Here is a 24839-nt window from a genome sequence, read left to right on the forward strand (position 1 = left end):
CCTTTTAACCGATTGCAGAGGGTTCTTTGATGAAAATGCTTCCCCTACGTGCGGCCATCGCTGCCGCGTTGCTGAGTGTCGCTGTTGGCGTCTCGGCCAAACCCCTGGTGGTTTGCACCGAAGCCAGCCCGGAAGGCTTCGACATGGTCCAGTACACGACTGCAGTCACCGCCGATGCAGTGGCCGAAACCATCTTCAACCGTCTGGCGGACTTCAAGCCTGGTACCACTGAAGTGATTCCGGCACTGGCCGAATCCTGGGACATCAGCGAGGACGGTCTGACCTACACGTTCCACCTGCGCAAAGGCGTCAAGTTTCACACCACCGAATACTTCAAGCCGACACGCGACATGAACGCCGACGACGTGGTCTGGAGCTTCCAGCGTCAGCTGGACCCGAAACACCCGTGGCACAACAAGTCGAGCGTGGGCTTCCCGTACTTTGAAAGCATGGGCTTCAAAGAACTGCTCAAAAGTGTCGAGAAGATCGACGACAACACGGTCACGTTCACGCTGACCCGCCGCGAAGCGCCGTTCCTGGCTGACATCGCCATGGCCTTCTCCTCGATCTACTCCGCCGAGTATGCCGACCAGCTGCTCAAGGCCGACAAGACCGGCGACCTGAACAACAAACCGGTCGGTACCGGCCCGTTCATCTTCCAGCGTTACGCCAAGGACGCTCAGGTCCGCTTCAAGGCCAACCCGGAGTACTTCCGAGGCAAGCCACCGGCTGATTCGCTGATCCTGGCCATCGCCACCGATAACAACGTGCGCCTGCAAAAGCTCAAAGCCAACGAGTGCCAGATCGCGCTGTATCCGAAACCGGATGACATCCCGAGCATCAAGAAAGACGCCAAACTGAGTGTCGATGAACTGAACGCGATGACCGTCTCGTACATCGCCATGAACACCACTCACAAGTACATGAGTGACGTGCGCGTACGTAAAGCCATCGACATCGCCTTCGACAAGGCCGCGTACGTCAACGCGCTGTTCGGCAAAGGTAATGCGACCGTAGCGGTCAATCCGTACCCGGACACCCTGCTGGGCTACAACCACGACCTGAAAAATCCGCCACGTGATCTGGACAAGGCTCGCGCCCTGCTCAAGGAAGCCGGCGTACCGGATGGCACCACGTTCACCCTGTTCACCCGTAACGGTGGCGGTCCAACCAACCCAAACCCGATGCTCGGCGCGCAGATGATGCAGGCTGATCTGGCCAAGGTCGGAATCAAGGTCGATATTCGCGTCATGGAATGGGGCGAAATGCTCAAACGCGCGAAAAACGGCGAGCACGACATGGTGTCTGCCGGATGGGCGGGCGATAACGGCGACCCCGATAACTTCCTGACGCCTATGCTCAGTTGCGAGGCGGCCAAAAACGGCGAAAACTACGCACGCTGGTGCAATGAGAAGTTCCAGACGCTGATCGATGAAGCACGGGCTAAAGTGAACCCGTCGGAACGCGCAGCGCTCTATGAGCAAGCCCAGGAGGTTTTCAATCAGGACCAGCCATGGATCAGCATGGCGCACACCCGCATGTTCACCGCAATGCGCAACAACGTAGAGGGCTATCATATTAGCCCGCTCACCACTAATAACTTCGCCACCACCCAGGTGAAGTAGATAAGAAACTACCGGCATTCCTGACCCAGGAATGCCGGGCACGCCTAACCGGCTGATGAGGTACACCACAAGATGTTTAGTTTTATTGCCCGCCGATTGGGGTTATTGATCCCCACATTCTTCGGCATCACCTTGCTGACTTTCGCACTGATTCGCATGATTCCTGGCGACCCCGTGGAAGTGATGATGGGCGAACGTCGCGTCGACCCCGAAATGCACGCTCAGGCAATGGAACGCCTAGGTCTGAACAAACCCCTGTATGCCCAATACCTGGATTACATTGGCAAACTGGCCCACGGCGATCTCGGCGAATCCCTGCGTACCCGTGAAAGCGTCTGGACCGAATTCACCTCTCTATTCCCCGCGACTCTGGAACTGTCCATGGCCGCCCTGTTGTTCGCCGGCATCCTGGGCCTTCTGGCCGGGGTGATCGCGGCACTCAAGCGAGGATCCCTGTTCGACCACGGGGTGATGGGCGTCTCCCTGGCGGGATATTCGATGCCGATCTTCTGGTGGGGCCTGATCCTGATCATGTTCTTCTCGGTGTCACTGGGCTGGACCCCGGTGTCCGGGCGGATCGACCTGCTCTATGACATCGAGCCGCGGACCGGCTTCATGCTCATCGACACGCTGCTGGCCGATGACGTCGGTGCGTTCTTCGACGCGCTGCACCACCTGATCCTGCCGGCCATTGTGCTCGGCACCATCCCGCTGGCGGTGATCGCGCGGATGACCCGTTCTTCGATGCTCGAAGTGCTGCGTGAAGACTACATCCGTACCGCCCGCGCCAAAGGCCTGTCGCCGTCGCGCGTGGTGTTCGTTCACGGTCTGCGTAACGCGCTGATTCCGGTACTGACCGTGGTCGGCCTGCAAGTCGGCACATTGCTGGCCGGTGCGGTCCTGACCGAAACCATCTTCTCCTGGCCGGGCATAGGCAAATGGCTGATCGAAGCCATTGGCGCACGGGATTATCCCGTGGTGCAGAACGGCATCCTGTTAATCGCCTGCCTGGTAATTGTGGTCAATTTCGTGGTGGACATCCTCTACGGCTTTGCCAACCCACGCATCCGTCATCAGCGCTGAGATCATCATGACCATGACCACTTCAATTCCATCGGTAGCAGTCGATCAAAGCCTGCTGTACCCGTCCCCATACAAAGAATTCTGGCACGCGTTCTCCAGGAACAAAGGCGCCGTCGCCGGACTGATGTTCATGCTGCTGGTGATTTTCTGCGCACTGTTCGCCCCTTGGGTGGCACCGCATAACCCGAGCGAGCAGTACCGCGACTTCCTGCTGACCCCACCGTCCTGGCTGGAAGGTGGGCAAATCCAGTTCCTGCTCGGCACCGATGAACTGGGTCGCGACCTGCTGTCGCGTCTGATCCACGGCTCGCGCCTGTCGCTGCTGATCGGCTTGTCGTCGGTGGTGATGTCGCTGATTCCGGGCATCCTGTTGGGTCTGTTCGCCGGGTTCTACCCGCGCCTGCTCGGCCCGACCATCATGCGTCTGATGGACATCATGCTGGCCCTGCCGTCCCTGCTGCTGGCGGTGGCGATTGTCGCCATCCTCGGCCCTGGCCTGATCAACACCATTATTGCCATCGCCGTGGTTTCGTTGCCGTCCTATGTTCGTCTGACCCGCGCTGCGGTGATGGGCGAGCTGAACCGCGACTACGTAACCGCCGCGCGCCTGGCCGGTGCCGGTCTGCCACGCCTGATGTTCGTCACGGTGCTGCCTAACTGCATGGCGCCGCTGATTGTTCAGGCCACCTTGAGTTTCTCCTCGGCGATTCTCGATGCCGCGGCACTGGGCTTCCTCGGCCTTGGCGTTCAACCGCCAACCCCTGAGTGGGGCACCATGCTGGCTTCGGCTCGCGACTACATCGAACGCGCCTGGTGGGTGGTAAGTCTGCCTGGTTTGACCATTTTGCTCAGCGTGCTGGCAATCAACTTGATGGGCGACGGTCTGCGCGATGCGCTGGACCCGAAACTCAAGAACGCCGCCTGAGGAGATTCAAATGTCACTGTTAGAAATCAAGAATCTCAACGTTCGCTTCGGCGACAAGAACGCCGTTCCGGTGGTCGACGGTCTCGACATTACCGTGGACAAGGGCGAAGTTCTGGCCATCGTTGGCGAATCGGGTTCCGGCAAGTCCGTGACCATGATGGCGCTGATGGGCCTGATCGAACATCCGGGGATCGTCACCGCCGACGCGCTGAATTTCGACGGCAACGACATGCTCAAACTGAGCAACCGTCAACGTCGGAAGATCGTCGGCAAAGACCTGGCCATGGTCTTCCAGGACCCGATGACCGCGCTGAACCCGAGCTACACCGTCGGTTTCCAGATCGAAGAAGTGCTGCGCCTGCACCTGAAAATGTCTGGCAGGCAAGCCCGCGCACGCGCCATCGAACTGCTGGAAAAAGTTGAAATCCCGGGCGCCGCCAGCCGTATGGACGCCTACCCGCATCAACTGTCTGGTGGCATGAGCCAGCGTGTTGCGATCGCCATGGCGATTGCCGGCGAACCGAAAATGCTGATCGCCGACGAACCGACCACCGCACTGGACGTAACGATTCAGGCGCAAATCATGGACCTGCTGTTGGCGCTGCAGAAAGAGCAGAACATGGGCCTGGTGCTGATCACTCACGACCTCGCAGTCGTGGCCGAAACCGCTCAGCGTGTGTGCGTGATGTACGCCGGCCAAGCGGTCGAAGTGGGTCAGGTTCCTCAGCTGTTCGACATTCCGGCGCACCCGTACAGCGAAGCGCTGCTCAAGGCGATTCCGGAACACAGCCTGGGCGCCACGCGCCTGGCGACGCTGCCAGGCATCGTTCCCGGTCGTTATGACCGTCCGCAGGGTTGCCTGCTGTCGCCGCGTTGCCCGTATGTGCAGGATTCCTGCCGTCGGCAACGCCCAACCCTTGACCCGAAAAGCAACAGCCTTGCCCGCTGCTTCTACCCGCTGAATCAGGAGGTGGCGTAATGGCCGTCGTACTTACCGCCCGCGACCTGACCCGTCACTACGAAGTGTCCCGTGGCCTGTTCAAAGGCCATGCGACCGTACGCGCCTTGAACGGTGTGTCGTTCGAACTGGAAGCCGGCAAAACCCTCGCTGTCGTTGGCGAATCGGGCTGCGGCAAATCCACTCTGGCCCGTGCCCTGACACTGATTGAAGAGCCGTCCTCCGGCTCCTTGAAAATCGCCGGGCAGGAAGTCACCGGCGCGAACAAGGCTGAACGCAAGCAACTGCGCAAAGACGTGCAGATGGTGTTCCAGAGTCCTTACGCGTCGTTGAACCCACGGCAAAAAGTCGGTGATCAGCTCGGCGAACCGCTGCTGATCAACACCAACCTGTCGGCTTCCGAACGTCGCGAGAAAGTTCAGGCGATGATGAAGCAGGTGGGCTTGCGTCCTGAGCACTACCAGCGTTATCCGCACATGTTCTCCGGCGGTCAGCGCCAGCGGATCGCCTTGGCCCGCGCGATGATGTTGCAGCCTAAAGTGCTGGTCGCGGATGAACCGACTTCGGCGCTGGACGTGTCGATTCAGGCACAGGTGCTGAACCTGTTCATGGACTTGCAGCAAGAGTTCAATACCGCTTACGTGTTCATCTCCCACAACCTGGCGGTGGTGCAACACGTCGCCGATGACGTGATGGTGATGTACCTCGGTCGCCCTGTGGAAATGGGTCCGAAGAACGACATCTACGAGCGTCCGCTGCACCCGTACACCCAGGCGTTGCTGTCGGCCACCCCGACCATTCACCCGGACCCGAACAAGCCGAAAATCAAGATCGTCGGCGAGTTGCCAAATCCGCTGAACCCGCCATCCGGCTGCGCGTTCCACAAGCGCTGCCCGTACGCGACCGAGCGCTGCAGCACCGAAGAGCCTGCTCTGCGCCTGCTCGACAGCCGCCAGGTGGCGTGCCACTACGCCGAGCAATTTCTCGACGGCGCGGCATAAAAAAACGCGCCTCGATCACCGGGGCGCGCTTTTGATGAGTTGAAAAACCCCCTTCTTTTGGCTTGCGCATCAGCCCGGCAGAAGGGGTTTTCTTTTGTCTGTCATTTAAGCTCCTTCATCCTCTTCGGTGTCCGGTTCGTCGGTGGTCGAGTCGTCATCGTCCGCGCTACCACCCTGACCCTGATCGCCTGGTTCCGATTCGGATTTGGCGATCATCAAGGCAGTGTGCGTCACCTGCCCACTCGAGGCCTGCTCACCGTGGTCCGTGCATTCCGCCCACGCTGCCGACATACCAACGGACAGCATCACCAAAACCTTCAACAACAGCACAATGCGTTGAACAATGCTCATAGCCGATTCCATCCTTCATAAGTGAGGCGTGAGTGCCTGTTTGGCGCTGAATGAAATTTAGTTCCGATCAGCGCGGTTCTCCAGATAGGACGCTAACGAATGGACGGAATGCCGTTGGCAGGGAGATTGCTTTTGAATAATGCCTATAACCAGATCAGCTAAGTGAAGCGGGCTCGCCGCGTGCTGGGGGAAGAACCCTTTGATGCTCCGACAAGCGAGTCGCTTGATAAAACAGCGGTATGGAAAACATCGCCAGCGCCGCGCTTGCCAGCCAGACGCTATGCCCACCGAAATGACCATACAGCTGGCCTCCAAGCGCAGGTGAAAGCAGCGCACTCGCACTCCAGCACATGAAAAACAGGCCGAAGTATTGCCCACTTTTTCCTGCTTGTGCGTGCTGCATCACCAGCACGTTCAGGGGCGGCATGAACAGCGCTTCGCCAAGCGTCCAAATCACCGTCGATAGGCAGACATACAACAGCCCGGAACCGAAAGGCAGCATTCCGAGCCCACAAGCCAACAAAACGCTGCCTGCCATTAGCTGCCGGCGTGCCCCCCACCGCTCGCTCCAATGAGACAGAGGAATTTGCAGCAACACCACCAGCACTGCATTGAGTGCAAATTGCCACCCGATAACTTCAATGTCCAACTGGTAGTAATCGAGCAAATAGTTGCCCAGCATGCTGTAGACCGTGTCAAAGGCAAGGCCGAGCAAGACAGAAGCCGCCAACAACCAAAGGAATGGTTTATCTCGATACGGGACGCATGAGCCTGAAGCAATTTCAGACACCTCATCCGATATCAGAACCGGTCGATACCATGTCGTGCGGACAAACCAGAGCAACGCCAACAGCGTCATGATCGCACTGGCAAAAAACACCCAGCGAAAATCAGTCTGCGCCAGAACCCCACCGACCACCCCTGCGACAGCCATACCCAGGTTTCTGGCAACACGACTCAGTGACTGTGCGCGAGCGCGCTGCGCAACCTGGCAATATTCCATGATCAACCGCTGATGAAGCGTTCGAATCGCACCATCGAGTGCACCGCTGAACAGCAGCAATCCCGCCAGCAAAGGCACGTCAGTGACCAGCCCCAACAAGAGCAGTACCCACGCCGAGACAAAAAACAACGCCGCAGTGAACCGCGCCGTGGAGAAGTAATCACTCAGCAGTCCACCCACCATTGACCCTATCAGCAAGCCGGCGCCGTAACCGGATAACAACCAGCCAACGGTTTCAATCGCCAGCCCCAGTTCCTGGCGCAGGTACAGCGCCATGAACAGTTTGACCATGGTGCTCAACCGATTGATGAAGAGCAACGCAGCAAGCACCCAGGCCATTGGACTGAAGTAGCCATCTAACCGAATCAGGTGAGTCAGCCGACTGATCATGCCTTTGATCCCTTGTGCTCCTGCGCGTGTGAAATCGCTGCTTGCGAAATGTCCTCTGAACACTAGACATCAACGGTTTCATTGTCTCGGATAAAAACTCCAGCAACGGAAAATCAGAGCCCAGCTACGGAGTCAGGAAAAAAGACCTACAGAAACGCCTCGCACACAGATCGGCTCGGAGCTGATCAAAGATCAAAAAAAACCCACTGAATTCACAGTGGGTGCGCCACACAACCCGTAGGAGCAAAGCTTGCTCGCGATGGCGATTTCAAAACCGCCATCGCCGGCAAGCCGTGCTCCTACAAATTAATGATGCTCTCGCGTCGCACGGAATTTCACGTCCGGCCAGCGCTCTTCCATCAGTGCCAGGTTGACCCGGGTCGGGGCCAGGTAGGTCAGGTGACCGCCGCCGTCAATCGCGAGGTTTTCCACGGCCTTGATCTGGAATTCTTCGAGCTTCTTCTTATCGCTGCAATCGATCCAGCGCGCGGAATAGACAGTAATCGGCTCATAGGAGCACTCGACCTTGTATTCCTCTTTCAAGCGGCTGGCGACCACATCGAACTGCAGCACACCGACGGCGCCGAGGATGATGTCGTTGCTGCGCGTCGGGAAGAACACCTGGGTCGCGCCTTCTTCCGCCAGTTGCTGCAGACCCTGACGCAGTTGCTTGGACTTGAGCGGGTCACGCAGACGCACGCGACGGAACAGTTCCGGGGCGAAGTGCGGGATACCGGTGAAGCCCAGGACTTCGCCTTCGGTGAAGGTGTCGCCGATCTGGATAGTGCCGTGGTTGTGCAGGCCGATGATGTCGCCGGCAAACGCTTCTTCCAATTGCTCACGCTCGGAGGAGAAGAACGTCAGCGCATCGCCGATCCGCACGTCTTTGCCGGTGCGCACGTGGCGCATCTTCATGCCTTTTTCGTATTTGCCGGAGCAGATACGCATGAAGGCGATACGGTCGCGGTGTTTGGGGTCCATGTTCGCCTGAATCTTGAACACGAAGCCTGCAAACTTCTCTTCACCCGGTTCCACGGTGCGTTCGTTGGCGACACGGGCCAGCGGCTTCGGCGCCCAGTTGACCACGGCGTCGAGCACGTGATCGACACCGAAGTTGCCCAGTGCAGTACCGAAGAACACCGGGGTCAGTTGGCCGTCGAGGAATTCCTGCTGATTGAATTCGTGACAGGCGCCCTGCACCAGTTCCAGCTGATCGACGAAGCGATCGTACTCGTCGCCCAAGTGCGCGCGGGCTTCATCGGAGTCGAGCTTCTCGATGATTTTCACATCGGTACGCTCGTGCCCGTGGCCGGCGGTGTAAACGATGATGTAGTCGTCGGCGAGGTGATAAACGCCCTTGAAGTCGCGGTAGCAACCGATCGGCCAGGTGATCGGCGCCGCCTTGATCTTCAGGACCGCTTCGATTTCGTCGAGCAGTTCGATCGGGTCGCGGATGTCACGGTCAAGCTTGTTGATGAAGCTGACAATCGGCGTGTCACGCAGACGGCAGACGTCCATCAGCGCGATGGTCCGTGGCTCTACACCCTTACCGCCGTCGAGGACCATCAATGCCGAGTCAACCGCCGTCAGGGTGCGGTAAGTGTCTTCGGAGAAGTCTTCGTGGCCCGGGGTGTCGAGCAGGTTGATCATGTGATCGCGATACGGGAACTGCATGACCGACGTGGTAATGGAAATACCCCGTTGTTTCTCCATTTCCATCCAGTCGGAGGTGGCATGGCGGTCGGATTTACGGGATTTCACCGTGCCAGCAATCGCAATCGCCTTGCCCATCAGCAAGAGCTTCTCGGTGATGGTGGTTTTACCGGCATCGGGGTGCGAAATAATGGCGAAAGTGCGGCGTTTCGCGACTTCGGCGGCCTGTTTGGTCATGGGAAATCGCCTGGCAGGTGATTCAAAAAAGGGCGGCGAGTATAGCGCAAACCAAGCCTTACGGACCACCGCTCGCCCTGTCGCCAACGGCGATAGACGGGCGTGAAGGGACATCAAGGGTGGCTAAATGCTGCTAAATATGGAACCTTTTAAAAGGTGGAGGCGTCCACTCCCCTGTTACAGCACTCGTAGCAGGGTTTGAAAAATCTGCAAGTTAGCCTGACGAGGCTGCGCTTATGGCTCGATCTCATGCAGTTTTATCAGCATGAAGAGCTGCTTCTCGCGAACGTTGATAATCCCGGCAGCCAGGAATGGCATGCCCCACGGGACTGCGTTCGCCGACAAAGAAAAAAGGAGTCCGCCTGTGGCTATTCGCTATGGCAAGGGGCTGATAGGAGGTGCGGTTGTCGTCGCCCTTCTGGCCCTGCTGGTCCATTGGATTGGCATCAACACGATCGAACATTACCGCGACGATTTGTTGTTTTACCTGCAAGCCCACTTGATTCTCGTCCTTGTCTCCATGCTGGCCGCCCTCGTTGTGGGCATCCCCGCCGGTATCTTTCTCAGCCGCCCGACCATGGTTGGACGCGCCGAACGCTTCATGCAGATCTTCAACATCGGCAACACCGTGCCGCCTCTTGCCGTACTGGCCATCGCCCTGGGGATCCTCGGCATCGGCAGCGGCCCCGCGATTTTCGCTCTGTTCCTCGCCTCGCTGTTGCCGATTGTGCGCAACACCTATGAAGGCCTGAAAAACGTCCAGGGGTCGCTCAAGGAAGCGGCCGTCGGCATCGGCATGACGCCGACTCAAGTGCTGTGGCGGGTCGAACTGCCGAACGCTGTGCCGATCATCATCGGCGGCGTGCGCGTGGCCCTGGCGATCAACGTCGGGACTGCACCGCTGGCGTTCCTGATCGGCGCCAATAGTCTGGGCAGTCTGATTTTCCCTGGCATCGCCCTGAACAATCAGCCGCAACTGCTGCTCGGCGCGGCCTGCACCGCCCTGCTGGCCTTGCTGCTCGACGGTCTGGTGACACTCGCCAGCCGCCTCTGGCTCGAACGCGGCTTGCGCCCGTCTTAAGCCTCGGCAAAGGAATATTTATGAAAAGACTGACCTTATTATTGGGCTGCGTCCTGCTGTTCGCAGGATTTGCCCAAGCCGCTGAAAACCCCGTGATCCGCATCGGCGCCCGGGTGTTCACCGAACAAACCCTACTGGCGGAAATCACCTCCCAATACTTGCGCACCAAGGGTTACGACACTCAGGTGACCGGCGGTCTGGGCAGCAACCTGGCTCGCAGCGCCCACGAAAGTGGTCAGCTGGATTTGATGTGGGAATACACCGGCGTGTCGCTGGTGGCCTACAACCATGTCACTGAAAAGCTCGACAGCGCTCAGTCCTACGCCAAGGTGAAAGAACTCGACGCAAAAAAAGGCCTGATCTGGCTCACCCCGTCGAAGTTCAGCAACACCTACGCCCTGGCCCTGCCGGAAAACACCGCGAAGGCTTACCCGCAGATCAACACCATCAGCGAGCTGAACACGGTGATGCAGGCTGAGGCGAAGACCCATCACCTGGTGGCGCTGGACACCGAGTTCGCCAACCGTTCCGACGGTCTGGACGGCATGGTCGACCTCTACGGCATGAACCTGACCCGCAAAAACATCCGCCAGATGGATGCCGGGCTGGTCTACACCGCCCTGCGCAATGGTCAAGTGTTTGCCGGTCTGGTCTACACCACGGACGGTCGTTTGAACGCCTTCAAGCTGAAACTGCTCGAAGACGACAAGCATTACTTCCCGGACTACACCGCCGCGCCGGTGGTGCGTCAGGTCTACCTCGACGCTCACCCGAAACTCGCCGAAGAACTCAAGCCGCTGGCTGAACTGTTCGACGACGCCACCATGCGCCAGCTCAATGCGCGGGTCGACGTCGATCACGAAAGCCCTTCATCCGTTGCTGCAGATTTCCTGCGCCAGCACCCTATCAACTGAGGAGGAAAAGCCATGGAATTTCTGAACGCCTTTTCCCATCTCGACTGGCCATTGGTCCTGCAACTGACCGGGCAGCACATCACCCTCGTCGGTATTGCCGTGACCCTGGCGATTCTGGTCGGCGTGCCGCTGGGCATCCTGATGACGCGCTTCCCGACCCTCGCCGGTCCGTTGCAAGCCAGCGCCACGGTGCTGCTGACCGTGCCATCGATTGCGCTGTTCGGCCTGTTGCTGCCGTTCTACTCCAAGTTCGGCCAGGGCTTGGGTCCGATGCCGGCGATTACCGCGGTGTTTCTGTACTCGCTGCTGCCCATCATGCGTAACACCTACCTCGCCCTGACCGGCGTCGAACCCGGCATTCGCGAAGCCGCGCGCGGCATCGGCATGACCTTCGGCCAGCGCCTGCGCATGGTCGAGTTGCCGATCGCCGTGCCCGTGATCCTCGCCGGCGTGCGCACCGCCGTGGTCATGAACATTGGTGTCATGACCATCGCCGCGACCATCGGCGCCGGTGGCCTCGGTGTACTCATTCTCGCTTCCATCAGCCGCAGCGACATGTCGATGCTGATCGTCGGCGCCGTGCTGGTCAGTCTCCTGGCCATCTTCGCCGACCTGCTTCTGCAATGGCTGCAACGCACGCTGACTCCAAAAGGATTGCTCAAATGATCGAACTTCAAAACCTCAGCAAGACCTTCCAAAGCAACGGCAAAGATGTGAAAGCCGTGGACTCGGTAAGCCTGACCGTCAATGAAGGCGAGATCTGTGTGTTCCTCGGGCCATCGGGCTGCGGCAAAAGCACCACGCTGAAAATGATCAACCGCCTGATAAAGCCGACCTCGGGCAAGATTTTGATCAACGGCGAAGACACCACCGACCTCGACGCGGTGACCCTGCGCCGCAACATCGGTTATGTGATCCAGCAGATCGGTCTGTTTCCGAACATGACCATCGAGGAAAACATCACCATCGTTCCGCGCCTGCTGGGCTGGGACAAACAGAAGTGCCACGACCGCGCCCGCGAGTTGATGAGCATGATCAAGCTGGAACCCAAGCAATACCTGAATCGCTACCCGCGTGAATTGTCCGGTGGCCAACAGCAGCGGATCGGCGTAATTCGTGCTCTGGCGGCGGATGCACCGTTGTTGCTGATGGACGAACCGTTCGGCGCGGTCGACCCGATCAACCGCGAAATGATCCAGAACGAATTCTTCGAGATGCAGCGGGCGCTGAACAAGACCGTGATCATGGTCAGCCACGACATCGACGAAGCCATCAAGCTGGGCGACAAGATCGCAATCTTCCGCGCTGGCAAACTGTTGCAGATCGATCACCCGGACACGCTACTGGCGCACCCGGCGGATGACTTTGTCAGCAACTTCGTCGGCCAGGACAGCACCCTCAAACGTCTGTTGCTGGTGAAAGCCGAAGATGCAGCGGACAACGCACCGTCGGTGAGCCCGGAAACGCCCGTGGCTGAAGCCCTGGAGTTGATGGACGAACTGGACCGTCGTTATGTGGTGGTCACGGATGGCGAGAACAAGGCGTTGGGTTATGTACGACGTCGCGACCTGCACCGTCAAACCGGCACCTGCGCGCAATACCTGCGCGAATTCAACGCCACCGCAGCCTACGACGAGCATTTGCGCATCCTGCTGTCGCGCATGTACGAGTTCAACCGCTCGTGGCTGCCGGTGATGGATGCCGAGCGGGTGTTCCTTGGGGAGGTAACTCAGGAATCGATTGCCGAGTATTTGAGCTCCGGTAAGTCCCGTGGCGGCAAGACCAGCATTGTTTCGCCTGCGGAAGTTGCGTTGGCCTGATCTGACGTCTTCGCGGGCAAGCCTCGCTCCTACAGGATTTGTGGCGTGCGTCCATTTTTTGCACGACACCGAACCTGTAGAAGCGAGGCTTGCCCGCGAATGGGCCACCACAAATCCCGCTGAACCACCGCAAATATCCCTGCCAGGGGAACATCACACTGTCATGCAGGTCGGTTACATCAGTAACTGTCCGGGACCGCACGACGGATGCGTGCAAAAACGCGACATTTTCTGTTGATCTCAAGCCCCTCACGCCCTAAAGTTCGCGCCGAACGTCCATGCTGGAAACGATCCATCCGGCTCAAGTACTGACGACGAGACAGCAAGGCCAAGGGAAGCACCGCCTCCCGTGGCCTTTTTGCTTTCGGCGACATGCCTTGGGAAGTAGGCGAACCAAAGTGGGGATACGGAGGACGTTCATTTGCACCCATTGTTAATTTCAGTTTGCCAGTAGGAGTTCCCAGCATGTCGATCAACGTCGATGACTATTTCGCGCGCGATACCTTCCAGAAAATGAAGGCGTTCGCCGATCAGCAAGAAACCCCGTTCGTGGTGATCGACACCGCGATGATCAGCCAGGCCTATGACGACCTGCGCGCCGGTTTCGAATTCGCCAAGGTCTACTACGCGGTCAAGGCCAACCCGGCCGTCGAAGTCATCGACCTGCTCAAAGAGAAAGGCTCGAACTTCGACATCGCCTCGATCTACGAGCTCGACAAGGTGATGAATCAGGGCGTTGGCCCGGATCGCATCAGCTACGGCAACACCATCAAGAAATCCAAGGACATTCGCTACTTCTACGAGAAGGGCGTGCGTCTGTATGCCACCGACTCCGAAGCCGACCTGCGCAACATCGCCAAGGCTGCACCGGGTTCGAAAGTCTACGTGCGCATTCTCACTGAAGGCTCGACCACCGCTGACTGGCCTTTGTCGCGCAAATTCGGCTGCCAGACCGACATGGCCATGGACCTGCTGATCCTCGCCCGCGACCTGGGCCTGGTGCCGTACGGCATCTCGTTCCACGTCGGCTCGCAACAGCGCGACATCAGCGTCTGGGACGCGGCGATCGCCAAGGTCAAAGTGATCTTCGAGCGTCTGAAAGAAGAAGACGGCATTCACCTGAAGCTGATCAACATGGGCGGCGGCTTCCCGGCCAACTACATCACCCGCACCAACAGCCTGGAAACCTACGCTGAAGAAATCATCCGTTTCCTCAAGGAAGATTTCGGTGACGACCTGCCGGAAATCATTCTGGAGCCAGGCCGTTCGCTGATCGCAAACGCCGGCATCCTGGTCAGCGAAGTGGTGTTGGTTGCACGGAAATCCCGTACCGCCGTTGAACGATGGGTGTACACGGATGTGGGCAAGTTCTCCGGCCTGATCGAAACCATGGACGAAGCCATCAAGTTCCCGATCTGGACCGAGAAGAAAGGCGAAGTGGAAGAAGTGGTCATCGCCGGCCCGACCTGCGACAGCGCCGACATCATGTACGAAAACTACAAATACGGTTTGCCGCTGAACCTGGCGATTGGTGATCGTCTGTACTGGTTGTCGACGGGCGCGTATACCACCAGTTACAGCGCGGTTGAATTCAACGGCTTCCCGCCGCTGAAGTCGTTTTACGTGTAAGTGCTGCACCCGCAAAGCAAAAAGCCCATGACAAGTCATGGGCTTTTTTTTATTTCTTTTTCGACATTTTAATCAGCTGTTCAGACATCGACCTAACCTCCAGGATCGAATGGTCGACCAGACTCAACGAGCACTTGGCACGTGACACAGTTTGCGCAGGATGACTGGTTACAAGCTCCCTCTCGGCTTCATCCAGGATATACGTCAGTCGATAACAGAAGTCGCTAAGATTGTTCACTGCCCCCCCCGTGCGGCGGTAAAGACCGATCAATCGCTCCAAGTGATCCCTTGCCATCTCCAGCCGCTGCTGCTCGGAATAGTGCTCATCCGGATCGTACTGCATGTTTGGAAGGCCGATCCGACCCAGTGCGTAATAGACTTCTATCTTGGTGTTCACGCCGTGGCATGCGCATATCGGCAGACTAAGTGACTCAATGAATCGAACAAAAATGCTATGAATCGTTCCACCGACGCTGCGTACCGTCGATTTGAACTGAGCCGCGATCTGCCGACAGCGCTCAAGGCGTAACGCAAGCTCCCGAATGACATCGATCAGATTGGCGCGGGGCGCTCCTCCCCATCCAGGGGACTTGACCACGCTGAACTGTCCAGGATCAATGGCCGAGAGTGGTAAATTGCGCTTTGCACGGTCCTCGGCCATCTGACGGAACTCCTGACTGAAACTGTCGATATCCATGACAACCCGAGCCGCGAGTGCGCCCAACTGAGGCATAGTGCAAATGATTAGCTGCCAGTTGGCCGCGTTAGCTCTTGCCGCCTGTATCAACGCCTGGGCATTGGGTGGCTGTAACATGGAGTGCCCCGACCGCTTGAAGGCGTCGGAAAAATTTTCTATTTTCGCCAAAACATCCGGTAGAGCATTTAACAGATCAACGTACTGTTTCAGCGAAACGAAGTTCTTCTCTGCCAGTAAATAATCAAGCATGTGTGTTTCCTCAAGCATGGCAAACCATCAATAGCACCGATCAGGTATCGTTAGGCTAACCGTGTTAACCGGGGAGTGGCATGGCACCTCGATTAACACGGATCGATGGAATGCTCAGCCCAACCTAGCGGTTAGGGACTGAAACAGGATTAAGGAATGCAATGAACAATTTCGCTTGCGCTTTGAACGTGGCGCTGCGAACGTCATCATCGCTAAAGGAATCCTTGTCGGTAGCGGCCAGGTACCGTTCAAAAGCGCTAATCGCCGGACGGTAACTCGCTACGTAGACTTTGCGTTGTTCTTCAATCGAGTGAATGGCCTGCAGGTATTTGATCTTGCCGGCCGATGCACTGACGGCACCGTCTTGAAGATCAATTTCCTTGTCGAGCGCCGCAATTTTTACTTGCAGCTTGTCACTTTCTCGAACCATATCCAGAAAACGGATACCTTCCCCGATATCCCCGATGGTCTTCTTGAGCTGATCGATAGCGAGCATCACCACCGCGACTTGCGGTGGTGTCAGGCCCAGCGCAATCACCTTATCGATAGTTAGCGCGATATTCTTGCCAAGCTCCTCGATGCCTTTCTTTTCCAGAATCTCGATAGCGTCGATAACAGACTTGCGCTCGTCCTTGAGGGCAACGATTTTTTCCTTAAGTACAACGAGTTCCGCTTTGGCTTGCTCTTCGTCGCGGTCAAAGTCAGTGATGTAGCCCAGCGTCAAACGCATGTCGAACGCATCACTGATTTCCTTCAGTGATTTGCTAAGCCGAGAGCCTTGCGGGCCAATTGCGTCTGCAACATGGTTCAACAACTGTTGACGCTCTCCCTTGATCTCTTCGATCACTTGCTCATCACTCTCACCCGCCAGTTCCTTCTCGAGCCTGTCCAGACGTCGCAGATAGACTTCTAGCTCATTACTGCTTTCAAGCGCCGTAGTTTGCAGCTCCATGGCACCTTGACCGACGCCTTGGACGAGTCGATTGAAGCGATCAAACAGATCGGGCAGGTAATTCAGCTTTACCCGCCATACTTGCGCTTGTGTGCGGTGCTCGCTCATTTGTGAATGGCTGACCCTCAACGTAACCAGGTCGAGTGCCGGGTAAGTTTCTTGAAGCGATGCGGTGAATGCCACCGCACGCGATGTTTTGCCGTAATTGCGCTCGTATTCTTCATCCGCCTCTTTGAAAACCTCAATCAGCTTGTCCGAATCCGATTTGATCTGTTCCCATGGACCCACCACTTCTTCAAATTCAGTCATGAAAATCCGCAGGCTCAATGCGTCATTGATACGGCCTACCGCGCCCGTAGAGTTCTTGATGCACAGATGCAGAACGCTCCAGACATGCATCAGGTTCTGCGTGGCTACATCGGCGTCGATCGCTACAATCATCAGGCTTTGCAGATCAAGCTTGACCCGCGCCAGCGATCCCAGGGTCTGGTTCTTGCTGGCAAGCGCCTGAATGTCCTTTTCTTGTTGGGCGTATAGTTCGTTGCGCCGGGCGCGGATATTTTCCGCTTCCACCCCCATATAAATAGCCATCGCCAGCCCGACAATATTCATTCCGGCAGCGGCTTTCAGGGCTTCTTGAACAGCGGCCTTGTACTCGGTGTTTTTGATATCGATTTCATTTGCACGCTCATCGATCACCGCTTTCAGCTGTTTAATGTCTTCGGGCAAAGAACTACTTTCAATCAGACCGACTCTCAGCTTTATACCTGGCAAGACGTGTTCGCGCAGATCATAGCCAAACACATCAAGATCTTTCTTGATACCTCCCACCGTTTGTAGATTGAAATCGATTTTTTCAAAGATACGCTTCAGGTAGTAATCAAGCGTACTGATGGTGTCATCTTCCAGTTCAATACCAGGAAATTTGTCACCCAGCTCAAGCTCAAGTTGCTTCAACTGTTCCAGCGTCTTGATGTTGTGCTTCTCCAAAAGGCCAGAGGCTTTTACTTCGCTGTAGACCTCTTTCATCGAAGCGCCATAGATCAACATGCTGTCGGCAAAGTCCTTGAGACCACGCCCAGTCAACATAATCCGCTCACGCAGTGGCGACCAGCGTCTGGCATGATTTCGGGTATTCAGGAAAGTGGTCAAAAAGTCCGCAGGATTCAGTCCAGGGCCACCGTCCTGACCGGCACCAAAGCGCAGATAGTTCCTGACATCCTCCAAGGTATAAGGCAACGCCAGACCGGCTGCCTCATATTTGCGCAGATCAATTATTTGTTTTTTAGTCAGCAATAACCCCGAGTCACGGGTGGATCCGTCAAGCGTTCCGACGGAACCGTCAGCAAACAACTTTGGTGCTTCAATGGCAAACTTTACTACTTCTTCTGGCGTTGCGTTTTCTAACGCTTTGCCCCACAAAAAATCATTAGACATAACTACTCCATTAATTAGTCAAAAAATAAAAATTCAAAAAGAATGAAGACCAGGAACACCCTTAGGTCTCGAACAAAGACTATTCGAAAAAACAAAAACCTCAAAACACCAACTTGCATCCAAATGTATTCACTTAATAAAAATAGCGAACCCACACTGCAAGTTGTAAAGAATCGACTTAATAGTATTCCCACTCACTGAGACGGTGCAGGAACATTTAAAGAGTTGCTTAACAACTGCGACCTTTGTTGATACTCCCCGGCCAACGCCTGAACACGAGGGTCTGTCGCACTCATCAATGTCTGGGTCGCAACCTTCAGAAACGCAAGATTTCCGCCAAGCATCGCGCGGCGATACCATGCCAGACACTCCTCGATCCTTGTCTGGTCAATCAGGATACTGGCGTAACTGAACTGGCCACGAAAATCCCCGGCTTCAGCGGAACGGCGATACCAGTCGTGCGCGGCTACGGAATCGACCGAACAGCCCGTACCTTCTTCCAGATACCGCCCCAACAGGTTCATCGATTTGGCGTGACCGAGCTTGGCGGCGCGGCGATACAGAGTCTGGGCTTGCCCGTGATCCTCGATCACTCCACGACCAGTGGCCAGCAGATTGGCGTAGTTGTACATCGCCCAATCCAGTCCCGCTTCAGCAGCCTGACGATAATGCCTTGCGGCTACCGAGGCATCGGTGACGCAACCCCAGCCATGTTCATGACAACGACCGAGCATGTTGCGCGCCATCAAATGTCCGCCCTGGGCGGCGATCTCGAACCAGCGCACGGCCAGCGGCTGATCCCGTTCGATGCCCTGCCCGTCCAGCAGAATCTGCCCCAACAGTGCCTGAGCATCGAGCACGCCTTCACGGGCGGCGAGCAGAATCGCCTGGGCAGCACGTGCCGGGCTTTCCTCGAGCATCGCTTTGAGCCGATCTCCGTCGAGGACTTCCTCACGGCGTAAACGAAAGTCCGACACTTACACCTCAACCCAGCGACGCAACAGGTTGTGGTAAGTGCCGGTGAGGCGAATCAGCGAAGGGTGATCGGGCATGTCCTGGGTCAGCTGCTGGATCGCTCCGTCCATCTCGAACAGCAAGGCGCGCTGGCTGTCTTCGCGAACCAGGCTTTGGGTCCAGAAAAATGAGGCGTATCGGGTGCCGCGGGTGACGGCATTGACCTTGTGCAGGCTGGTGCCGGGGTACAAGACCATGTCACCGGCGGGCAACTTCACCCGTTGAGTGCCGAAAGTGTCCTGGATTTCCAGTTCACCGCCGTCGTAGTCGTCCGGCTCGCTGAAGAACAGGGTGGCCGACAGATCGGTGCGCACCCGCTCGATGCTGCCCTTGGGCTGGCGCACGGCGTTGTCGATATGAAAATCGAAACTGCCGCCGGCCGTGTAGCAGTTCAGTAACGGAGGGAAGACCTTGTGCGGTAACGCCGCGGACATAAACAGCGGATTTTTCCACAGCCGCTCAAGCATCGCCGCGCCGACTTCCTTGGCCAGCGGATAACCTTCCGGCAGCTGCAGATTGTGCTTGGCTTTGGCCGACTGGTAGCCGGCGGTGATCTTGCCGTCAGCCCAATCCGCCTGCTCCAGAGCTTCGCGGATGCGCTGCACTTCTTCTTTCGCGAACACGCCGGGAATATGCAGCAGCATGGGGAAGACACCTGAAGACAAAGAGACGGCAATGGTATTGATTCTTATTGACTCTGTAAAACCCCCGTGACGTACGAGACACCAAAAACCGTAAGGGTAAATTGTAAAGAATGTAAATTCGTCGCAAATAGTAACGTTTCGCAATTGATACAAATACGTGTTTACCCTATATTCCGCCGCCTCAAATCCTTGGGGAGGGGAATTCTCATGTCACGCCAACAATCACAATTACCGGTCAATTCACCGCGTTTGCTCGCGTCTGCAATTGGCATGGCGATCACTGCCAGCTCTGCGGGCCACATGGCTTTCGCGGCGGAAAAGACCGACGACAAAGCACCGAGCAACGTGATTTCCCTGGGCGCTACCGCTATCACCGGCGAAGCTCAGGACGAGACCTCCTACAAGACCGATACCTCGGCCTCCAAGAAATACACGGCACCGCTGCGCGAAACGCCGAAAAGCGTCACGGTGATTCCGCAGCAAGTGATTCGCGACACTGGCGCCACCAGTCTGGTCGACGCGCTGCGTACCACGCCGGGTATCACTTTCGGTGCCGGTGAAGGCGGCAACCCGGCCGGCGATCGTCCGATCATTCGCGGCTTCAACGCAGAAAGCGACGTGTTCATCGACGGCATGCGCGACCCGGCATCCCAGAGCCGCGAGATCTTCAACGTAGAATCGATCGAAGTCAGCAAGGGTCCGGGATCGGCCTTTACCGGCGCGGGTTCCACCGGTGGCAGCCTGAACCTGGTGAGCAAGACCGCCAAGCTGGGTAATGCCTACAACGGCGGCTTCACCTGGGGCTCGGACCAGACCAAACGCACCACCCTCGATCTAAACCAGCAGATGACCGACACCTCGGCCTTCCGTCTGAACCTGATGAAGCACGAAGCCAATGTCGCTGGCCGTGATGCCGTGGACGTCAGCCGTTGGGGCGTGGCACCTTCCTTCGCGTTCGGCCTGGGTACCGACACCCGCCTGACCGTCGGCTACTACCACGTCGAAACTGACGACATGCCCGACTACGGCCTCCCGTTGACCTTGAGCCCCAACCGCAGCAAGTACAACGTCGATAAACCTGTGCATGTTGATCGCGACAACTTCTACGGCCTCACCGGTCGCGACTATCGCCAGACCAGCAATGACAGCGGCACCCTCAAGATCGAACACGATCTGAATGATGCCCTGACCGTCTCGAACAGCTTCCGCATGTCCCGTTCGACCCTCGACTACATCGTCACCAACCCGGACGACAGCAAGGGCAACGCGGTCAATGGCAGCGTGTATCGCGGGGCGAAAAGCCGTAACTCGACGTCCAGCGGCTGGATCAACCAGACTGACCTGAGTGCCAAGTTCAACACCGGCGCCATCGAGCACAGCCTGGTCACCGGCCTTGAGTTTTCCTATCAAGACACCCACAACCGCCCGTACATCCTGACCTCGACCGCCAGCGGCACCCGCTGCAACCGTGCCCTGTTCAACGCCGGCGACTGCACCAGTCTGCAAAACCCGACGCCTGGAGATAGCTGGAACGGCTCGATCACCGACAGCGCCGCGTTCACCGACACCGACACCAAAACCGCTGCGGCCTACGTGTTCGACACGCTGAAGTTCAACGAGCAATGGTCCTTGAACCTGGGCCTGCGTTACGACAACTACCAGGTCAAATCCAGCGGCCACGCCAACGCTAGCAGCACCGCTCCAGCGAACGATTTCTCCCGTGAGAACACCAGCGACCTGGTCAACTACCAGATCGGCGTGGTCTACAACGTGTTGCCTAACGGCAGCATCTACGCGGCCTACTCCACCTCCAGCAACCCGTCCGGTGAAACCAGCGGCAACGGTGGCCTGGACCTGGCGGCGAACAACACCGATCTGGACCCGGAAAAGAACCGCAACTACGAAATCGGCACCAAGTGGGACTTCTTCGGTGACGACCTGTCGCTGACCGCCGCACTGTTTCGCACCGAGAAAACCAACGCGCGTATGAACGATCCGGACGGCGGCACCACTCAAGTGCTGGACGGCGAACAGCAGGTCAATGGCCTGGAACTGAGCTACAGCGGCAAGCTGACCCGTAACTGGAGGGTCTTCGGCGGCTACACCTACATGGAAAGCGAAGTGGTCAAAACCACCCTCGCCGTCGATGAAGGCAACCACATGCCAAGCACCCCACGGAACAACTTCACGTTCTGGTCAACCTATGACCTGGTACCAGACAAGTTGACCGTCGGCGCCGGTGCCACCTTCGTCGACTCGCAGTTCGGCAACGTCGCCAACTCGGTGGAGATCCCCTCCTACTGGCGCTACGACGCAATGGCCAGCTATCGCCTGACCAAGAACGTCGACCTACAACTCAATGTGCAGAACCTGACCGACAAACGTTACTTCGACCAGGTGTTCCAGACGCACTACGCCCACGTGGCAGCGGGTCGTACCGCCCTGTTGAGCGCCAACTTCCACTTCTGATAGACGCGTGAAGACCAAGCCCCGTTCATCCAGGTGAACGGGGCTTTTGTGCGTAAAAAAGAATGTTTCTCGACAACCCACGGCATAATGCGCGCCGTGATTATTTCCGAACGAACAAGGCGAGCGACGTGTTGAAGAAAACCCTGTTCCAGTTGCACTGGTTTTTCGGCATCAGCGCTGGACTGGTCCTGGCCCTTATGGGCATCACCGGGGCGACTGTGTCGTTTCAGGATGAAATCCTGCGCGCGCTGAACCCTTCTGTGTTGCAGGTCGAGAAGCAGGTCGCTGGCGTCCTTCCGCCCGTTGAGTTGGTGGAGAAAATCGAGGGTGCATCCGGCAAGAAAGTCGCGATGCTCTGGGTCGAGACCGACAGCGGCAACGCCGCGCGGGTGTCCTTTACCCAGCCACCGGGTGAGCGCCGTGGAGAGATGCGCTACTTCGACCCGTACACCGCCGAGTTCATGGGCGACGCCACTGGCCAGGACTTCTTCGGCCTGATGCTGCAACTGCACCGTTTCCTCGCCATGGGCGATACCGGTCGGCAGATCACCGGTGCGTGCACGCTGATTCTGGTGTTCTTCTGCCTGTCCGGTCTGTACCTGCGCTGGCCACGTCAGTGGAAAAGCTGGCGCGCCTGGCTGACCCTCGACTGGAAGAAAAAGGGCCGCAGCTTCAACTGGGATTTGCACTCGGTGGCCGGCACCTGGTGCCTGGTGTTTTACCTTCTGGCGGCGCTGACCGGGTTGTCCTGGTCCTATGAGTGGTACAACAAGGGCCTGACCCAATTACTTTCCGACTCGCCGCAGAACGAGCGTGTTCGGGGCGGTCGTGGCCCTGCACCGAGCGGCCCGGCGCCCACCGCCGATTACGCAGCAATGTGGAGCAGCCTCTACAGCGCTGCCGGTCCGGCACTGAGTGCCTACAACATCCGCATGCCGCCCGTGGCCGGGCAGCCGGCCACCGTGTTCTACCTTTTGAGCAGCTCGCCCCACGACCGCGCGCAGAACCAGATCAGCCTCGATCCGGTGAGCGGCATCGTCAAACGGCATGACCGCTACAGCGACAAGAGCCTCAAGGCGCAACTGCTGACCAGCATTTACGCGCTGCACGTCGGCAGCTACTTCGGCATTGTCGGGCGGATTATCCTGACAATTACCGCGCTGACGATGCCGCTGTTTTTCGTCACCGGTTGGTTGTTGTACCTCGATCGTCGACGCAAGAAAAAGCAGATCAAGGATGCCCGCAAAGGTCTCGCGCAACCGGGTAGCGACGATCCCGCATGGCTGATCGGCTTCGCCAGCCAGAGCGGGTTCGCCGAGCAATTGGCGTGGCAGACCGCCGGGCAATTGCAGGCTGCGGGCCTGCCGGTGAAGGTTCAGCCGCTGGCGGATGTCAGCGAGCAGGATCTGCGTGATTCCGGCAATGCGCTGTTCGTGGTCAGTACCTTCGGCGACGGCGAAGCACCGGACAGTGCCCGGCGCTTCGAACGCAAGGTGCTAGGCCAGGCGTTGAGCCTGGAAAGCCTGAACTACGCCGTGCTTGGGCTTGGCGATCGGCAGTATCAGCACTTCTGCGGTTTCGCCCGACGCTTGCACACCTGGCTGGGCGAGCACGGCGGCAAGACCCTCTTCGCGCCAGTAGAAGTCGACAGCGGCGACCCTTACGCCTTGCGTCACTGGCAGCAGCAACTCGGTCTGCTGACCGGACAGGCGCCCGTGGACACCTGGCAAGCGCCGAGCTACGACAACTGGACCCTGGCCCGCCGCGAACTGCTCAACCCTGACAGCACGGGTTCGGGTGTGTACTTGCTGGGCCTCACGGCCCCTACCACCAGCAGCTGGCTGGCCGGCGATCTGGTGGAAGTGTTGCCGCGCAACTGTCCGTGGGCGATCGAACATTTCCTCGATGGCCTGGGCATTTACGGTCGGGCCACGGTGACCCTCGATGACCTGTCGCAACCGCTGGAGCAAGCCCTCGCCAGTCGACAACTGCCCGAAAACAGAACTCACCTGGTCGGCCTGCACGCTCAGGCACTGGTGAATGCCTTGGTGCCCCTGCCCATGCGCGAATACTCCATCGCCTCGATCGCCGCCGACGGCATCCTCGAACTGATCGTGCGTCAGGAGCTGCATCCCGATGGCAGCCTGGGCGTCGGCTCCGGCTGGCTGACCAAACACGTGCCTGTGGGCGGCACCCTAAGCCTGCGCGTACGGCGCAACAGCGGTTTCCACCTGCCGGCCGAGCCGGTACCGATGATCCTGCTGGGCAACGGCACCGGCCTGGCCGGGCTGCGCAGTTTGCTCAAGGCGCGGATCGCCGATGGGCAGCAACGTCATTGGCTGTTGTTCGGCGAACGTCATCGGGAGCATGACTACCTGTGCCGCGCCGAGCTTGAGGAATGGCTGATTTCGGGGGATCTGGAGAGGTTGGACCTGGCGTTCTCGCGGGATCAGGCCGAGAAGATTTATGTGCAGGATCGGCTGCGTGGGTCGGCTGGGGAGTTGAAGAAGTGGTTGGCGGACGGTGCCGTTATTTACATCTGCGGCAGTTTGCAGGGGATGGCGTCGGGGGTGGATCACGTGCTTAACGAGGTGCTCGGGATTGCAGAGGTTGATCGGCTGATTGAGCAAGGTCGCTACCGCCGCGACGTCTACTGACCCTCCATGCATGATCGTTCCCACTCTGCGTGGGAACGATCATGTGCTGA

At 57.9% G+C, this 24839-nt stretch carries 19 protein-coding genes; 12 read left to right on the forward strand and 7 right to left on the reverse strand.

Annotated elements, in window-relative coordinates; genetic code table 11:
- Positions 1-29: 29 nt before the first annotated feature.
- The 5 genes from ACYZT0_RS21550 (at position 30) to ACYZT0_RS21570 (ending at position 5592) form a co-directional block, all read left to right on the forward strand.
- Complete coding sequence (locus ACYZT0_RS21550; protein ID WP_462042913.1) at positions 30-1625, forward strand: ABC transporter substrate-binding protein; 1596 nt, start codon at positions 30-32, stop codon at positions 1623-1625.
- A gap of 72 nt (positions 1626-1697) precedes the next feature.
- On the forward strand, positions 1698-2708 hold the full coding sequence (locus ACYZT0_RS21555; protein ID WP_462042914.1) for an ABC transporter permease subunit: 1011 nt from the start codon (positions 1698-1700) through the stop codon (positions 2706-2708).
- A 13-nt stretch (positions 2709-2721) separates the two neighbouring features.
- Complete coding sequence (locus ACYZT0_RS21560) at positions 2722-3633, forward strand: ABC transporter permease subunit (protein ID WP_462046617.1); 912 nt, start codon at positions 2722-2724, stop codon at positions 3631-3633.
- Between the two features lie 10 nt (positions 3634-3643).
- The gene (locus ACYZT0_RS21565; RefSeq protein ID WP_462042915.1) at positions 3644-4612 is read left to right on the forward strand and encodes an ABC transporter ATP-binding protein; all 969 of its coding nucleotides are present in this window, start codon (positions 3644-3646) and stop codon (positions 4610-4612) included.
- Complete coding sequence (locus ACYZT0_RS21570) at positions 4612-5592, forward strand: peptide ABC transporter ATP-binding protein (protein WP_282375031.1); 981 nt, start codon at positions 4612-4614, stop codon at positions 5590-5592. Before ACYZT0_RS21565 ends, ACYZT0_RS21570 begins: the two co-directional genes overlap by 1 nt.
- A gap of 105 nt (positions 5593-5697) precedes the next feature.
- Here ACYZT0_RS21570 and ACYZT0_RS21575 read toward each other — a convergent pair whose 3' ends face one another.
- From ACYZT0_RS21575 to ACYZT0_RS21585, 3 genes are all read right to left on the reverse strand, one after another.
- Positions 5698-5943, reverse strand: a complete 246-nt coding sequence (locus ACYZT0_RS21575) for a hypothetical protein (protein ID WP_462042916.1) — start codon at positions 5941-5943, stop codon at positions 5698-5700.
- A 154-nt stretch (positions 5944-6097) separates the two neighbouring features.
- The gene (locus ACYZT0_RS21580) at positions 6098-7336 is read right to left on the reverse strand and encodes an MFS transporter (protein WP_462042917.1); all 1239 of its coding nucleotides are present in this window, start codon (positions 7334-7336) and stop codon (positions 6098-6100) included.
- A gap of 306 nt (positions 7337-7642) precedes the next feature.
- A complete protein-coding gene (locus tag ACYZT0_RS21585) occupies positions 7643-9226 on the reverse strand; it encodes a peptide chain release factor 3 (RefSeq protein ID WP_462042918.1) in 1584 nt (527 codons plus the stop codon).
- Positions 9227-9590: 364 nt separating this feature from the next.
- On the opposite strand from ACYZT0_RS21585, the gene ACYZT0_RS21590 reads away from it, so the two are divergent.
- The 5 genes from ACYZT0_RS21590 to ACYZT0_RS21610 all read left to right on the forward strand — a co-directional run bounded on the left by ACYZT0_RS21590 (position 9591) and on the right by ACYZT0_RS21610 (position 14670).
- Positions 9591-10307 carry an ABC transporter permease gene (locus ACYZT0_RS21590; protein ID WP_054049992.1) on the forward strand — a complete coding sequence of 239 codons (717 nt, stop codon included), beginning with the start codon at positions 9591-9593 and terminating at the stop codon, positions 10305-10307.
- 20 nt (positions 10308-10327) lie between these two features.
- A complete protein-coding gene (locus ACYZT0_RS21595; RefSeq protein ID WP_462042919.1) occupies positions 10328-11221 on the forward strand; it encodes a glycine betaine ABC transporter substrate-binding protein in 894 nt (297 codons plus the stop codon).
- A 12-nt stretch (positions 11222-11233) separates the two neighbouring features.
- Positions 11234-11887, forward strand: coding sequence for an ABC transporter permease (locus ACYZT0_RS21600; RefSeq protein WP_131062971.1), 654 nt, complete (start codon positions 11234-11236; stop codon positions 11885-11887).
- Positions 11884-13041: an osmoprotectant ABC transporter ATP-binding protein OsmV gene (locus ACYZT0_RS21605; protein ID WP_214380653.1), complete on the forward strand. Its 1158-nt coding sequence runs from the start codon at positions 11884-11886 to the stop codon at positions 13039-13041. The genes ACYZT0_RS21600 and ACYZT0_RS21605 overlap by 4 nt, the downstream gene beginning before the upstream one ends.
- 465 nt (positions 13042-13506) lie before the next feature.
- Positions 13507-14670: a type III PLP-dependent enzyme gene (locus tag ACYZT0_RS21610; RefSeq protein WP_462042920.1), complete on the forward strand. Its 1164-nt coding sequence runs from the start codon at positions 13507-13509 to the stop codon at positions 14668-14670.
- A 49-nt stretch (positions 14671-14719) separates the two neighbouring features.
- Here the strand turns inward: ACYZT0_RS21610 and ACYZT0_RS21615 are convergent, their stop codons facing one another.
- The 4 genes from ACYZT0_RS21615 to ACYZT0_RS21630 form a co-directional block, all read right to left on the reverse strand.
- The gene (locus ACYZT0_RS21615) at positions 14720-15616 is read right to left on the reverse strand and encodes a hypothetical protein (RefSeq protein WP_462042921.1); all 897 of its coding nucleotides are present in this window, start codon (positions 15614-15616) and stop codon (positions 14720-14722) included.
- 124 nt (positions 15617-15740) lie between these two features.
- Positions 15741-18005 carry an alpha-xenorhabdolysin family binary toxin subunit A gene (locus ACYZT0_RS21620; RefSeq protein WP_462042922.1) on the reverse strand — a complete coding sequence of 755 codons (2265 nt, stop codon included), beginning with the start codon at positions 18003-18005 and terminating at the stop codon, positions 15741-15743.
- Positions 18006-18199: 194 nt separating this feature from the next.
- Positions 18200-18982, reverse strand: a complete 783-nt coding sequence (locus ACYZT0_RS21625) for a tetratricopeptide repeat protein (protein WP_462042923.1) — start codon at positions 18980-18982, stop codon at positions 18200-18202.
- Positions 18983-19663: a Fe2+-dependent dioxygenase gene (locus ACYZT0_RS21630; RefSeq protein ID WP_462042924.1), complete on the reverse strand. Its 681-nt coding sequence runs from the start codon at positions 19661-19663 to the stop codon at positions 18983-18985. It lies immediately after the preceding gene.
- Between the two features lie 207 nt (positions 19664-19870).
- On the opposite strand from ACYZT0_RS21630, the gene ACYZT0_RS21635 reads away from it, so the two are divergent.
- Entirely contained in the window at positions 19871-22132 is a 2262-nt protein-coding gene (locus ACYZT0_RS21635) for a TonB-dependent receptor (protein ID WP_462042925.1), read from the forward strand.
- A 128-nt stretch (positions 22133-22260) separates the two neighbouring features.
- Positions 22261-24789, forward strand: a complete 2529-nt coding sequence (locus ACYZT0_RS21640) for a PepSY domain-containing protein (protein WP_462042926.1) — start codon at positions 22261-22263, stop codon at positions 24787-24789.
- Positions 24790-24839: the final 50 nt, after the last annotated feature.

The organism is Pseudomonas sp. ZS1P83, from assembly GCF_054897825.1.

What these genes read in the sequence shown, in the direction of transcription:
- ACYZT0_RS21550 (WP_462042913.1), top strand. Translation starts at nt 30, where the DNA reads ATGAAAATGCTTCCCCTACGTGCGGCCATCGCTGCCGCGTTGCTGAGT.
- ACYZT0_RS21555 (WP_462042914.1), top strand. Translation starts at nt 1,698, where the DNA reads ATGTTTAGTTTTATTGCCCGCCGATTGGGGTTATTGATCCCCACATTC.
- ACYZT0_RS21560 (WP_462046617.1), top strand. Translation starts at nt 2,722, where the DNA reads ATGACCACTTCAATTCCATCGGTAGCAGTCGATCAAAGCCTGCTGTAC.
- ACYZT0_RS21565 (WP_462042915.1), top strand. Translation starts at nt 3,644, where the DNA reads ATGTCACTGTTAGAAATCAAGAATCTCAACGTTCGCTTCGGCGACAAG.
- ACYZT0_RS21570 (WP_282375031.1), top strand. Translation starts at nt 4,612, where the DNA reads ATGGCCGTCGTACTTACCGCCCGCGACCTGACCCGTCACTACGAAGTG.
- ACYZT0_RS21575 (WP_462042916.1), bottom strand. Translation starts at nt 5,943, where the DNA reads ATGAGCATTGTTCAACGCATTGTGCTGTTGTTGAAGGTTTTGGTGATG.
- ACYZT0_RS21580 (WP_462042917.1), bottom strand. Translation starts at nt 7,336, where the DNA reads ATGATCAGTCGGCTGACTCACCTGATTCGGTTAGATGGCTACTTCAGT.
- ACYZT0_RS21585 (WP_462042918.1), bottom strand. Translation starts at nt 9,226, where the DNA reads ATGACCAAACAGGCCGCCGAAGTCGCGAAACGCCGCACTTTCGCCATT.
- ACYZT0_RS21595 (WP_462042919.1), top strand. Translation starts at nt 10,328, where the DNA reads ATGAAAAGACTGACCTTATTATTGGGCTGCGTCCTGCTGTTCGCAGGA.
- ACYZT0_RS21600 (WP_131062971.1), top strand. Translation starts at nt 11,234, where the DNA reads ATGGAATTTCTGAACGCCTTTTCCCATCTCGACTGGCCATTGGTCCTG.
- ACYZT0_RS21605 (WP_214380653.1), top strand. Translation starts at nt 11,884, where the DNA reads ATGATCGAACTTCAAAACCTCAGCAAGACCTTCCAAAGCAACGGCAAA.
- ACYZT0_RS21610 (WP_462042920.1), top strand. Translation starts at nt 13,507, where the DNA reads ATGTCGATCAACGTCGATGACTATTTCGCGCGCGATACCTTCCAGAAA.
- ACYZT0_RS21615 (WP_462042921.1), bottom strand. Translation starts at nt 15,616, where the DNA reads ATGCTTGATTATTTACTGGCAGAGAAGAACTTCGTTTCGCTGAAACAG.
- ACYZT0_RS21620 (WP_462042922.1), bottom strand. Translation starts at nt 18,005, where the DNA reads ATGTCTAATGATTTTTTGTGGGGCAAAGCGTTAGAAAACGCAACGCCA.
- ACYZT0_RS21630 (WP_462042924.1), bottom strand. Translation starts at nt 19,663, where the DNA reads ATGCTGCTGCATATTCCCGGCGTGTTCGCGAAAGAAGAAGTGCAGCGC.
- ACYZT0_RS21635 (WP_462042925.1), top strand. Translation starts at nt 19,871, where the DNA reads ATGTCACGCCAACAATCACAATTACCGGTCAATTCACCGCGTTTGCTC.